This window comes from Pseudoglutamicibacter albus (assembly GCF_022346425.1).
GTDB lineage: Bacteria > Actinomycetota > Actinomycetes > Actinomycetales > Micrococcaceae > Pseudoglutamicibacter > Pseudoglutamicibacter albus.
The window spans coordinates 190,778-204,198 of sequence record NZ_JAKRCW010000002.1; the positions used below are offsets into that span (position 1 = coordinate 190,778).

The window sequence follows — 13,421 nt, forward strand, 5'->3', positions numbered from 1 at the left end:
CCCACATGGCACAGGTGGTTCTTGCGTTACAGACACTTTTGCAGGTTTTGAGGCAAAAAGGTGAAATCGTGTCTTGTGTGACGAGGTTTAACTTGTAGAGATTTCTAATAGGGCAATAAATATTGCCAACAAGCCGCGCTCCAGGGACAAGCTAGGTCGTGAGAGCAGGTCGTGCTGCAGAGATCGACCAGCGGCGAAGGCCGCTTCAGTCGTCTTCGTCTTCCGACTGCGGGAGGGGCTCTGGGGTTGGGCGGAACCACATGAGCCACGCATAAATCGCGCTGATGGTCACCAAGACCATACCGAACAGTTGGCTCAGCAGCGGCTGCGGCCCACCGGTCAGGTGTGGCAGCAGTGCGGAGGCCACGGTCATGCCGATGCCGCCGATCGCGGTGAGTGACCATGCCCATCGCGATCCGAAAGCGACACCGAGCAGGCCCGCCATGATGAGGGCGTTGAGGCCAAAGTTCAGCCACGCGATGTGCATGGTTTCGGAGAAGATCAGTTGCGGATAGGCAAGGTCTGGGCCGAACTGCAGAAGCGCTACCACGCCCGTGTAGATGAGCAGCATGATCGCGCCCATGATTGAGAAGTTCGCGACCGGTACCGAGCGGGTGAACTTACCTGCCAGCGGATGCTTAGCCCACAAAGCAAGACCCACCGCGCCAACGGCGAAGAGCGGCACCGCGCCCAGCAAGAGCATCCAGTTGGCACTACCCGGGTAGAGAGCCACCGCGATGAAACCGAAGAACGTTCCGAGCATGCTGAACCACCAACCGAGTTCGTTGCGGTGAGCAAGCATGAGGTTGCCGATCGCGACGAAGACGAGGAAACCGATGTTCAGCAGGGTCAAGTTGGAGGACACGCTACCGGCGGGCGCGCCGGAAAGCTCAGAAATCAGGTGATCCACAAGGGTCCATTCTATCGAGTGGGCTATTGCAGGGTTGGCCGGGAGGTTTCGAGGCCTTCGAATAGCAGTGAGATGACGCCGCGTTTGGCGCTTTCGGTGGACATCGAGTCATCCACACGCAGCCATTCCACGAGCGAGTTGATGGTACCGAACATGTAGCGGGCAACGTTGCCGGGGTTCAGGTCGCCCCTGATGCTGCCTTCGGCGATGGCTTGCTCGACGATGGTTGCGGTGAGCCGGTCGAGCTTGCGGCGGCGCTGCATCGCTGCGACTTCGATCTCGGAATTGCCGCGCAACCGTAGCAGGAGCAGGACGTAGGGGCGGCGCTCGATGAGGACCTCGATGGTTTCGGCCATGAGCGCTCGCAGCGTCGCTAGCGCTGTGGGTTCGGGGTTGGCCAGATGCTGCTGGAACGCTTCTTCGAGCGGATCGAGCGCGGCGTCGAGGGCTTGGCGGAGGATGTCGAGTTTGGATGGCACGTGGTGGTAGATCGCTGACTTGGAGATGCCGAGCCGTTCGGCGAGCATCCCCATGCTGGTTGCGTCGTAGCCGTGTTTGGTGAACATGTCGACGCAGATGCGCAGCACCGTTGCGGTGTCGTAGCCGGGGCGTCCGCGGCGCGCGCCGGTTCCCGCCGCTGGCTCTGAAGAGAGTTCGGATCGGGAATCGGAGCGGGGGTCAGTTCCGGGGGTGCTCGTCATGTGTGCTGTCCTTGATCTTTAGCCCGTGTGGGTGGAAACCGTGTGGGTGGTAGCCGTGGGCTTTAAGCGTATTGGGGTGGCTTCCGTCGTTGGAACGGAAGCCACCCCTCCTCTGTGACCTACCTTAGCGGGTAGGGCAGGGTTTTACTGGTTGCGCAGGTCGTAGATGCGCTTGAGCTTACCCATCGAACGCTCCAGGGTGGCTGGATCGACGACGTCGATGCGGCATGAAGACCCGATGTGGATCTTGATGAGACGCTGAAGTTCCTTGCCGGCTTCCTCGGCTCGGTCGCTTGTGCAGTCGTCGCGGCGTTCGACCTTGACGGTGAGTTCGTCCATGCGCTTTGGTCGGGTGATCTCGAGCTGGAAGTGAGGGGATAGGCCCTCGACCTTGAAGATGAGCTCTTCGATCTGGGACGGGAACAGGTTCACACCGCGCAGGATGATCATGTCGTCGGAGCGGCCGGAGATGCGGCCGATGCGGCGGTGGCCTTCGCGTGCGGTACCCGGCAGCAGACGTGTGAGGTCGTGCGTGCGGTAGCGGATGACCGGGAGGGCCTCCTTGGTGAGGGTCGTGAAGACGAGTTCGCCTTCTTCGCCGTCTGCGAGCTGGCGGCGCTCATCGAATGGGTCGATGATTTCTGGTGCGAAGTGGTCTTCCCAAATGTGGGAGCCGTCCTGCAGTTCGTAGTTCTCGCCGGCAACGCCTGGGCCCATGACTTCGGAGAGGCCGTAGATGTCGGATGCCTTGAGATCGAACATGTCCTCAAGCTCGTCGCGCATTTCCTGGGTCCACGGCTCGGCGCCGAGGATCGCATAGCGTAGCGAGGTTTTGCGTGGGTCGAGGCCCTTCTTCTGCATCGCGTCCCCGATGGTCAGCAGGTAGGTCGGGGTCGATGCGATCGCGTCTGGTTTGAAGTCTTCGATCAGCGTGATCTGCTTGCCGGTCTGGCCGCCAGACATAGGGATCACAGTTGCGCCGACCGCTTCGATCGCGGCGTGTGCGCCGAGGCCGCCGGTGAACAGGCCGTAGCCGTAGGCGTTGTGGACCTTCATGCCTGGGCGGACACCAGCCATGCGGAAGCAGCGTGCACCCAGGCGTGCCCATGTGTCGAGGTCGTTCTTGGTGTAGCCGACCACGGTTGCGCGGCCGGTGGTGCCGGAGGATGCGTGAATGCGGGTGACCTGCTCCATCGGTACAGCGAACATACCGAACGGGTAGGTGATGCGGAGGTCTTCCTTGGTTGTGTACGGGAACTTCGCGAGGTCGGATAGTTCCTTGAAGTCGTCAGGGTGTACGCCCTGGTCATCGAACTTCTTGGTGTACAGCGGCACGTTTTCGTACGCGTACTTGAGGATCTTGGCGGTGCGTTCGGTCTGGATTTCGCGGATCTGATCCGCGCTCATTTTCTCTTCTGGGTCCAGCTGACCCTGATCGGAGAGAGCGATCTTTGACATGGTGTCCTCCTGGCGGGGAGATAGGGGCGTCTTCTAGGTCTGTAAAAGTCTGTGGTGGGGCGGGCTGGTGCGGGTTGGTTAGCGCACGGTTGGTGGGGCTGCGTTGATGGTGCGGGAGCGGCCCCGGAACTCGAGGATGGTTTCGGTTGAACCGTCGGCACGCTGTTGGGTCACGGTGATGTCGTAGAGCCCGGAGCGGCCGGCTTGGTTCACGACGCGGGCGACGGCTCGCAGCGGGAGGTCGGGTAAGCCTGGCTTGAGGAAGTTCACGTCAACACCCTGGGCGACGGTGTAGCTGGTTTCGGAGCCTGCTGGTTCGTTGCAGGCCATAGCGAACGCGACGTCGGCGAAGGTGAAGAGCATTCCGCCTTGAACGATGCCGAAACCGTTGAGCATCTCTTTGCGGGGCGTCATCTCGACTTCTGCGTAGCCGGGCTCAACTTTGATTGGCTCGATCCCCATCCAGTGGGTGCAGTGATCGAATTCGAGGATCTTGTGGTGCTTAGCCAGACGCGAGCCGAGCTCGGTGTTCGTTTCTGTCATCGACGCACTCTTTCACATCGGTATACATTCAAGCGCTGGTTCGGCAACGCTGGATGTTGGATCGGTGTACGGAATCGGTGTGCGCCGGCGGGCGGCGCGTAGGCTATCCCGGCCGTGTTCGGGGTGGGTTTAAGGCAAGCTCATTCATCCAGCCTGAACGAACGGTCGGTTATTCGATCTTAAGACTGGCCCGGCAACGTGTCAAAAATCACGTTGCCGGGCCAGACATATATCAGCGGGCTGAGCTCACTTGGCGCGCATCGTGCCTATTGCGTGATGCCGATCGCGCTGAGCATGAACGCGTACTCCCACGAACGGTCCTTCCACAGCTCGTAACGCCCGGAGGCCCCACCGTGTCCACCGTGCATTTCACACGTGAATAGCACTGGCTTGTCGGAGGTCGTGTGCTCGCGCAAACGCTGAACCCACTTGGCTGGCTCAACGTAGAGAACGCGCGTGTCATGCAGCGATGTGCGGGCCGCGATGAGCGGGTAGTCCTGCTTCGTAATGTTCTCGTAAGGGGAGTAGCCGAGCATGTAGCGGTAGACCTCTTCGTCCTCGATCGGGTTGCCCCACTCTTCCCATTCGAGTGCTGAAAGAGGAAGGTCTGGGTCCAGGATCGAGGTCAGCGGGTCAACGAACGGAACCGCTGCCAAGACCGCCTGGTAGAGCTCCGGCGCCTGGTTCAGCACAGCCCCCATGAGTAGGCCGCCCGCCGAACCGCCGAATGCGGCGATGCGCTTTGGATCAGCCCATCCGGCCTCGATGAGCCAGCGGGTCGCGTCCACGAAGTCATTGAAGGAGTTCTCCTTCTTGAGCTTCTTGCCATCGAGGTACCAGTGCCGGCCGCGCTCGCCGCCGCCGCGGATGTGCGCGGTCACGAACACGACGCCGCGGTCCAACAGGCTCGGGACCATGTAGCCGAAGCGGGGGTCGTTCGAGATTTCGTAGGAGCCGTAGCCGTACACGATCGTCGGAGCCGTGCCGTCAGCTTTCACATCGCGGCGCCGCAAGACCGTGAGCGGGATCTGCTCGCCATCGCGGGCGGTGGCCCACTCGCGGGTCGCAACATAGTCTTCCGGTGAGTAGTTGTTGACCGGCCCGGTGTGCAGAAGCCGGCATTCGCGAGTGGCTGGGTCCGCATCGTAGGTCTGATTTGGGGTGGTGTCGCTTGCCTTCTGCAAGCGGATCACGGGTGCTTCGAAGCTGTTCGAGCTCGCTTCGACCGCAACCGGGGCATCGCCCGCGTCTTCAATAAGCGGCTCCCAGAACTCCAGCTCTGTACCAGAGGCGAGAGCTTCATCGCTGAGCGCGGTCAGCGGGAAGATGCGGATGCGTGGGGTCGTCTCAGCGCGGACCGAAAGCACAGCGTGGGTGCTGGTTGTTTCTAGACTGTTGAGCTTGGTCTCGGGGTGCTCGGCGATCACCGGACGCCACGTGGAGCGGTCCGTGACCGTTGCGAGGTCTGCGATGTCGAGGCGGCCGTTCGGAGCCTCCGCATCGTGGAGGATGAGGGCCTGGCGGCGGCCATCGACCGTCACCGGGGCCACGCTGTTGAGGATGCGCTCTTCGCGTGAAACCAGAAGATGCGGCTCGGTTCCAGCCTCCATGCCTTCCCAGATCCAGGTCTCAGCGTATTCGGAGTTACCGGCTACGATCACGAGGTCCTGCTCATCATCGCTCGGTGCCGCACCGAGCCACATCTGGGCGTCATCCTCTTGATACAAGACCGTGTCTTCGGCCGTATCCGTGCCGATCGTGTGGACCTTGATCTGGTGCGGGCGCCACGTCTCATCCACCACCGTGTAGACGATGCGTTGCCCGTCCGGGGTGAAAACCGGCTCATAGAACGCGCCCTCTATGCGGTCGGCAAGCAACTGCCCCGTCGTGAGGTCCCTAACAAACACAGTGAATCGTTCATCGCCCGTGAAGTCCGCGGCGTAAACCAGCTTGGTGCCGTCGAGGGACACATCAAGCCCGCCAAGCGCGAAGAACGTGTGGCCTTCGGCGAGCGCGTTGCCGTCCACGAGGATCTCTTCGCCCTCGACTGGCTCGCCTGGCTTGAGGGCAGGCGGAGTCCAGTCCGCGGCTAGGTTCCCGGTGTCCGCGGCCTTGACGCGCGCGTGGATCGGATACGCCGATCCCTCAACCGTCCGAGCGTAGTACCACCAGCCGCGCGAACGCTTCGGGACCGCAACATCCGTCTGTACGACGCGGGCTGCGATCTCTTCATAGATTGCGTCTCGCAGAGGCTTCTGCGCAGCGGTGACGGCATCGGCGTATGCGTTCTCAGCCTCGAGATGCTTGATGACCTTAGGGTCTTCCGAGTCGCGTAGCCATTCGTATTCATCCGTGCGAGTGTGGCCGTGATGCGTGACCGAAATGGGCCGCTTCTCCGATACCGGCGGTTGCGGAGCGCTCTCCGTTGCGGCGGTCACTTCCGGCGCGGTGGTGGCTTCCGGCGTAGAAGATTCAGAATTCGTAGTCATAGGACTAATCCAATAAGTTCACGCACACTGGCGTCAACCAACTCCGCTCACGGCATAGCGCGCGGCTACACGAGAGTCAGTAGACCCACGATGCATGAAGCCGAGAGCGCAACCACGCCCACAGCCCCGCCGATGAGTGCACGCTTGCGCCGCCGCCTACCCTGCGCGGCGTGCGCGCGGGCGGCAAGGACCGCATCGGGCGCTGGGCCCTTCAACCGCGGGGCGTGGGCGAAGACCTTATCCAGGTCCTCGCGCAACTGGCCATGGAAGGCCTCCGGAGAGCACACAACAGGCCGCATCGCAGCATCGAACCACGTATGCGGGCCAGACTCATCCTCGATCACAGCACCCGGGAGTTTGATGGACAAACCGTGCAACGACTCAACCTCAGACGTACTGCCGGGCTCCATTCGGGCCACCGCGAACGTGTCCTCGCCGATGGTCGCGAGCACATCCGTGTCCCATCCCCGGTATTCAGTAGGGAACTCGTCGATGTGCAGCGGCGGCACAATCCACTCTAAAGACCCGACCCGCCACTCTAAAGACCTGACCCAGTCCCGGCCTTCCGGGGCAGTGGTGCTACTGAACGGCAGATGGACGGTCTTGCGAGCCATCCCCACAACCTTCGCAACAGCATCCGCGTTGACTACTGGCTCAAACGGCCGCGAACTGAACGCCCGCTCAGGTGAGAAAGGCGGGCCGGAGAACGCACCGCGCTCGCCGGCGGCTGCGGTGGCCCCGGTGTGCCCGGCTTCGGCGGCCCCGGTGTGCACGGCTGCGGCTTCGGCGGCTAGGTCCTCGGATGGATTCGCGAAGGCGTGCTCAAGCAGTGCGGCGCGTTCCGCATCCGCTACCGGGGCGGGCGTGAGTGCGGTGACGCCGAGGGTGTCGCCGAGCGCGGTGAGTTCGAATTCGGCCTGGCCCGTGGCCTGTTGTGCTAGATGGGCGTTGAGCTGGGTGCGGATCACGTGGGCGGCGGCGAACCCGGTCTCGGAGTGGGGTAGTAGCGCTGTGAATGCTACCTTCGTGGGTTTCATCGCGAATAGCCCTGCCCGCTGGAGGTTTCCAGAAGTGCTAGTCGTACTGGATCCGCCGCGCAAAACCGACCCCGTAGCCGCATCATCTGCATGGGTGGTGGCGGGGCTGCTGAGGCTCACGAGGTTGTGCTCCTCGGGCGCATCGTGTCCCGTGAACGTGCACAGGCGAGCGACGCCGGGGCCGAAAAGTTCGGTCACCACGGAGGTTGACGGGGCGGTGCCCCGTTGCGGTTCGACGACCGGGAGGGCCTGCGCCGTCCATTCCGTGAAGCCCGTGCGGATCGCCGCATCGGCGACCCAGTGCTGCGGGCAATGATGCGTGAGCGAGACCCGTTGAAGGGAAGCCTCGGTTGCGGCCTCGACCTCAGCATCTCCGGAAGCTAACCGAACGAGCCGTGCCCAAGCTGTCTCCACCTCCGATGCTGGCCCCGTGAAAGAGACGCGGTTATGCGTCGCGTGCACATCGACGTGCACATCGACCTGCGCATCGACCTTGCCGGCAATGCACCAGGAGGCAATCGCGATCAAATTGTTGCAAAGCGAATCTTGCTCCTGGACCCGATAATGCGCAGAACCACGAGCGAACCACACGGAAGCTTGAATATTACGAGGCTCGATGACGCAAGAATTGCTAGCAGGCGTTAAGAGCCACCCTCCATGCAGTGCTGCATCCCACGGATTTCCTGGCATCGGACCTCTTCTCTCGAGCCTCAATACGGTGTCAAATCGACCGACAATGGACGGCTAGAAAACCGGTATAACCATCATCTCAAGTGGATTGAGAGCCTCAGAGCCGCTAGGCTTGCATCCTTGTGACCTTCCTCACCCACGGGTGAATGCCGTTGGTTCGTCATCGCCTCGGGTGTAGGGCCGCCGCGCTTTAGCGACGGATCGAACTTGAGACAAAAGAAACGGACCCGATATGAGTTACTCGCACTCTTATGCAACCGGGACACAGAGTCAGGAAGGCAAGCTCCCGCTGACGCGGATGACCATCTGGGCGATGCTTGTCGCTCTAGTAGCAGCCATCCTGGTGCCAGCCGCAACAGCTAACGCCGCCACTGGACTCCAGCCATCGGCAACCGTGCCGGCCACCGCATCGCCCGCTGAAAAACAAGGCGAAGAATCCGTGGAAGGTAAAACCTTCACGATCGCAACCGACACCACCTTCGCGCCTTTCGTGTTCCGCGAACCAGGAACCGGCGAGATGATCGGTATCGACATGGAGCTGCTGGATGCGATCGCTCAAGACCAAGGCTTCAAAGTCAATCTCAAATCGCTTGGTTTCCAGGCCGCGGTCTCATCTCTGACCTCCGGCCAGGCCGACGGCGTCATCGCCGGTATGGGTGTCACGGACGAACGTAAGAAGATCTTCGACTTCTCGGATGCTTACTACGAGTCCGGCTCTGTGATGGCGATCAATGAAGACGATGACGAAACCAAGGGGTATGAAGACCTCAAAGGTAAGACCGTTGTCGCCAAGGGCGGCTCCGAAGGTGAACGCGCCGCCAAGAAGCTCGCTAAAGAATACGGCTTCAAAATCAAGCCTCTCGACCAGTCCGCCGCGATGGTCCAGTCCGTCAAGAACGGCTCCGCAGTAGGTGTCTTCGATGACGACCCGGTGCTGCGTTACGGCATCACCCAGGGCTCCGGCCTGAAAATCGTGACCCCAAAGATCCCAGGCGGCGACTACGCTTTCGCGGTCAAGAAAGGTCAGAATCAGGACCTGCTGAAGGCCTTCAACCGCGGCCTTGCCAACCTCAAGGCTTCTGGCGAATACCAGAAGATCATGAGCAAGTACCTCGACCCACAGGAAGCTGAAAACGCCGGCAACATCATCGGCCTGCTCAAGCAGTCCTGGCCAGCGCTTCAGAAGGGCCTCATCAACACCCTGGTCATCACCGGCGTCTCGTTTGTGATCGCGATGGTGCTGGGCCTCATCTTCGGGTTCATGCGCATCTCCGGCAGTATCGTGCTACGCGGCATCGCACGCGCCTACGTCGCGATCTTCCGCGGAACCCCGCTGCTTGTGTGGGCGTTCCTGTTCTACTTCGGTGTGCCACAGCTCTTCGACGTCAAGGGCGACGTCTTCGTTGCCGGTGTCGCAACGCTGGCCCTCAACGCGGGCGCCTACCTCACAGAGATTGTTCGCGGTGGCCTCCAAGCCGTGGACCCAGGCCAGATGGAAGCTGCGCGTTCCCTCGGCATGGGATGGGGTAAGTCGATGCGCCGGGTCGTAGTCCCGCAGGCAGTCAAGATCTCGACCCCATCGATCATCAACCAGTTCGTGATCACGCTCAAAGACTCCTCGCTGCTACTGACCATCGGTTTCGCAGAACTGCTCTACCAGGCGCAACAGATCTACGCAGCGAACTACCGCGTGACCGAAACCCTCATCATCGTCGGCATTATGTACTTTGTGGTCATCACCATCCTCACGTGGATTGCTGACCTCGTGGATAAGAAGGTGAACAAGTGAGTACCCAATCACACGGCAATGAAGCAACCGAGAAAAAAGTAGACGAGGCAGCCGCGCAGGATGCAGCGGCACAGGATGCGGCGGCGGAGGCAGCCGCGCTGGAGCCAACTGTGTCCGATGCGGCGGCCGAAACCGTCATCGAGGTCACCGACCTGCGCAAAGCCTTCGGCAAGAACGAAGTGCTTAAGGGGATGAACCTCAACGTCAAGCGCGGCGAAGTCATCTCGATGATCGGCCCATCGGGTTCCGGTAAGTCCACGTTCCTGCGTTGCCTCAACCGGCTTGAGGAAACCACGGGCGGGACCGTCAAGGTGCTCGGTCGAGACATCACCAGCCCCAAGGTCAACATCAACAAGGTTCGTCAGAACATCGGTATGGTGTTCCAGCACTTCAACCTGTTCCCGAACATGACAGTTGAAGAGAACGTGATGCTCGCCCCGGTTGAGCTGGGACGAGTGAATAAGCAGGAGGGTCGCAAAAAAGCCGCGGCACTGCTTGAGCGCGTAGGGCTTGGGGACAAAGCGAAGGCCCGCCCGCAGGAACTCTCCGGTGGCCAGAAGCAGCGCGTAGCGATCGCCCGCGCGCTCGCTATGGAACCGCAGATCATGTTGTTCGACGAAGCGACCAGCGCACTCGACCCTGAAATGGTCGGGGAAGTGCTCCAGGTGATCCGCGAACTCGCGCAAGAAGGCATGACCATGATCCTGGTGACCCACGAGATGGGCTTCGCCCGCGAAGTCTCCGACCGCGTGCTCTTCCTCTCCGACGGCGTCATTTGCGAAGAAGGCCCGCCAGAGGAGCTGTTCGGTAACCCGCAACAGGAACGCACCCAGAGCTTCCTCGCCAAGGTCCTCTAACAAGGTCCGCGACAAGCGGCCCACATGACGATGCGGTGGCCGGCACACCTAGCGTGTGCCGGCCACCGCATCGTTGTTTATAAGGCCACCGCATGGTTTACAAGGCCCACGCTAGGCGGCGATTATTAACAGTGTTAGCACCGCCTGAGCACAGCGAAATAACTTGCCTTGTGAGAGTGCTATCACATATCCTGAACGAACGGTCAGTAAATCTAACTGGCCCCTCATACCCTTATTCATCGGAAGCAGGAGCTGATCATGAGCACCACCGTGACCGAGCAAACCGGCCAGGACTTTGATCCGCAAGCCGAGTTTGAGGCCCTGATCGCACAAGACGGACGTGTAGAACCGCGCGACTGGATGCCCGAGGCCTACCGCAAGACGCTGGTGCGCCAGATCTCCCAGCACGCACACTCCGAAATCATCGGGATGCAGCCTGAAGGCAACTGGATTACCCGCGCACCAAGCCTCAAGCGCAAATCCATCCTGATCGCCAAGGTCCAGGACGAAGCCGGCCACGGCCTCTACCTGTACTCGGCAGCAGAAACCCTCGGTACTCCACGCGATGAGCTCGTTGAGCAGTTGCTCGACGGCACCGCGAAGTACTCCTCGATCTTCAACTATCCAGCCAAGTACTGGGGCGACATCGGCGCTATCGGCTGGCTCGTGGACGGCGCGGCGATCGCCAACCAGGTTCCACTGTGCCGCTGCTCCTACGCTCCATACGGCCGCGCGATGGTCCGCGTCTGCAAGGAAGAGTCCTTCCACCAGCGCCAGGGCTTCGAAGCCCTGCTTGCGCTCGCCCGCGGAACCGAAGAGCAGAAGCAGATGGCCCAGGACGCCATCAACCGCTTCTACGAGCCAGCACTGTGCATGTTCGGCCCACCAGATGCTGACTCGAAGCACTCCAAGCAGTCCATGGCCTGGAACATCAAGCGCTTCTCCAACGACGACCTGCGCCAGCGCTTCGTCGGCATGATCGCAGAACAGGTCAAGTTCCTGGGCCTAACCCTGCCAGACCCAGACCTGCACTACGACGAAGAAGCCGGCAAGTGGATCCACAAGGAACTCAACTGGGACGAGTTCTGGCGCGTCGTTAAGGGCGGTGGCCCAGCTAACGCCCAGCGCCTCGAGCACCGTCGCCAGGCACACGAGAACGGGGCCTGGGTACGTGAGGCCGCCGCAGCATACGCACGTAAGCAGCAGGAAAAAGTGAGGAAGGCAGCCTGATGAGCGCAGAGAACCCAACGAACGCAACCGGCGCATCGCTCGCAGACACCAACGAATGGCCTCTCTGGGAGGTCTTCGTCCGTTCGTCACGTGGCCTCTCCCACGTGCACGCCGGATCCCTGCACGCACCGGATGCCGATATGGCGGTCCGCAACGCACGCGACCTCTACACCCGCCGCAACGAAGGCGTATCCCTGTGGGTTGTTCAGTCCGACGACATCATTGCCTCGGACCCGCAGGACAAGGGCGCGTTCTTTGAATCGCCAAAGGGCAAGGACTACCGCCACGCCATGTACTACACCGAGTCTGAAGGGGTGAAGCACCTGTGAAGTCTGAGGAACTCGATGAGCAACTGGCTGGCTACGGCGACTCCGTCGCCTCCGCTACTCGCGTCACCCCAGGCCACGCTCTGCGCCCGGAAGACATCGCGTTCAAGGAAGCCCCAAGCTCCGAAGACGTCGCCGAATACGCGCTCTGGCTTGGCGATGATGCGCTTATCCTCTCGCAACGCCTGCAGAAGTGGGTCTCCAACGCCCCAGAAATGGAAGAGGACATCGCCCTAGCCAACATCGCGTTGGACCTGTTGGGCCATGCCCGCTCCTTCCTGACCTTCGCAGGTAAGTTCTGGGACAAGGACGAAGACGAGCTCGCATACTTCCGTGACGAAGACGACTTCCGTAACCTCGTCATGGTTGAACAACCCAACGGTCACTTCGGCGTGACCATCGCACGCCAGCTGCTGTTCTCGGTCTACCTTGAACTGCTGTACTCGCGGCTGGTGAACTCCGAAGACGAGCTGATCGCGGCGATCGCTGATAAGTCCCTGCGCGAAGTCCAGTACCACGTGGACCACGCCCAACAGTGGACCCTGCGCCTTGGCCTGGGAACCGAAGAATCACACGAGAAAATGGTCCACGCGTTCCGCGTACTGTGGCCACACGTCGAAGAGATCTTCATCGACCATCCACTGCAGGAACGCCTCGCCGAAAAGGGCATCGCCGTACTGCCATCAACCCTCCGCGAAGAGTGGGACACCCGTATCAAGGCCGTCCTCGAAGAAGCCTCGCTCGAGGTCCCAGAGGAGCCCGGTGCCCTGGTTGACGGCCGTTCCGGCAACCACTCTGAACACTTGGGCTACATCCTGATGGAAATGCAGGTGTTGGCCCGCCGACACCCAGGAGTTAAGTGGTGACAACTGATCGACGTAGCGCGCCGGCAACCGAGCAAGACACGGTAGCCGACAAGGACACGCTCTGGAACATCGCATCCAGCGTGAACGACCCGGAAATCCCGGTGCTCAGCATCCATGACCTCGGTATCCTGCGTGACGTTGAGCTCGACGGCGACACCGCCGTCGTGACCATCACGCCAACCTACTCCGGTTGCCCGGCCATGGATACGATCGCCGATGACCTGCGCCTCGCGTTCCGCGAAGCAGGCTATGCCGGCGCGCGCGTCGAACTCACGCTGAGCCCAGCGTGGACCACCGACTGGATGACCGAAGAAGGCAAGAAGAAACTCGCTGAATACGGTATCGCTCCACCAGCCGGGTTATCGAAAGATGGCGGCAAAGTGATGCTCGGGCTGAGCGTCAAATGCCCACGCTGCCACTCACTGAACACCCGCGAACTTACTCGTTTTGCTTCGACGGCATGCAAGGCGCTGTACCAGTGCAATGACTGCCACGAACCGTTCGACTACTTCAAGGTGCACTGAC

The 13,421-nt window shown here is 61.2% G+C and carries 12 protein-coding genes; 6 read left to right on the plus strand and 6 right to left on the minus strand.

Features of this window, described 5'->3' with window-relative positions:
- Positions 1-205: 205 nt before the first annotated feature.
- From MHJ63_RS02215 to MHJ63_RS02240, 6 genes are all read right to left on the minus strand, one after another.
- Entirely contained in the window at positions 206-910 is a 705-nt protein-coding gene (locus MHJ63_RS02215; protein ID WP_239446051.1) for a hypothetical protein, read from the minus strand.
- 23 nt (positions 911-933) lie between these two features.
- Positions 934-1,611: a TetR/AcrR family transcriptional regulator gene (locus tag MHJ63_RS02220; protein WP_239446052.1), complete on the minus strand. Its 678-nt coding sequence runs from the start codon at positions 1,609-1,611 to the stop codon at positions 934-936.
- A 144-nt stretch (positions 1,612-1,755) separates the two neighbouring features.
- Positions 1,756-3,069: an AMP-binding protein gene (locus MHJ63_RS02225; RefSeq protein WP_239446053.1), complete on the minus strand. Its 1,314-nt coding sequence runs from the start codon at positions 3,067-3,069 to the stop codon at positions 1,756-1,758.
- Between the two features lie 78 nt (positions 3,070-3,147).
- On the minus strand, positions 3,148-3,612 hold the full coding sequence (locus MHJ63_RS02230; RefSeq protein WP_070490278.1) for a hotdog fold thioesterase: 465 nt from the start codon (positions 3,610-3,612) through the stop codon (positions 3,148-3,150).
- Between the two features lie 266 nt (positions 3,613-3,878).
- Positions 3,879-6,101, minus strand: coding sequence for a S9 family peptidase (locus MHJ63_RS02235; protein ID WP_239446054.1), 2,223 nt, complete (start codon positions 6,099-6,101; stop codon positions 3,879-3,881).
- A 65-nt stretch (positions 6,102-6,166) separates the two neighbouring features.
- Entirely contained in the window at positions 6,167-7,666 is a 1,500-nt protein-coding gene (locus tag MHJ63_RS02240) for a hypothetical protein (RefSeq protein ID WP_239446055.1), read from the minus strand.
- Between the two features lie 394 nt (positions 7,667-8,060).
- Here MHJ63_RS02240 and MHJ63_RS02245 point away from each other — a divergent pair, with 394 nt between their 5' ends.
- The 6 genes from MHJ63_RS02245 to paaD all read left to right on the plus strand — a co-directional run bounded on the left by MHJ63_RS02245 (position 8,061) and on the right by paaD (position 13,420).
- On the plus strand, positions 8,061-9,617 hold the full coding sequence (locus MHJ63_RS02245) for an ABC transporter substrate-binding protein/permease (RefSeq protein WP_239446056.1): 1,557 nt from the start codon (positions 8,061-8,063) through the stop codon (positions 9,615-9,617).
- Between the two features lie 110 nt (positions 9,618-9,727).
- Entirely contained in the window at positions 9,728-10,474 is a 747-nt protein-coding gene (locus MHJ63_RS02250; RefSeq protein WP_305366908.1) for an amino acid ABC transporter ATP-binding protein, read from the plus strand.
- 258 nt (positions 10,475-10,732) lie between these two features.
- On the plus strand, positions 10,733-11,704 hold the full coding sequence (paaA, locus tag MHJ63_RS02255) for a 1,2-phenylacetyl-CoA epoxidase subunit PaaA (protein ID WP_070490274.1): 972 nt from the start codon (positions 10,733-10,735) through the stop codon (positions 11,702-11,704).
- Positions 11,704-12,033 carry a 1,2-phenylacetyl-CoA epoxidase subunit PaaB gene (paaB, locus tag MHJ63_RS02260; RefSeq protein WP_035757913.1) on the plus strand — a complete coding sequence of 110 codons (330 nt, stop codon included), beginning with the start codon at positions 11,704-11,706 and terminating at the stop codon, positions 12,031-12,033. Before paaA ends, paaB begins: the two co-directional genes overlap by 1 nt.
- A complete protein-coding gene (gene paaC / locus MHJ63_RS02265; protein ID WP_035757915.1) occupies positions 12,030-12,896 on the plus strand; it encodes a 1,2-phenylacetyl-CoA epoxidase subunit PaaC in 867 nt (288 codons plus the stop codon). The genes paaB and paaC overlap by 4 nt, the downstream gene beginning before the upstream one ends.
- Positions 12,893-13,420, plus strand: a complete 528-nt coding sequence (gene paaD / locus MHJ63_RS02270; RefSeq protein ID WP_083285265.1) for a 1,2-phenylacetyl-CoA epoxidase subunit PaaD — start codon at positions 12,893-12,895, stop codon at positions 13,418-13,420. Before paaC ends, paaD begins: the two co-directional genes overlap by 4 nt.
- Position 13,421 lies beyond the last annotated feature (1 nt).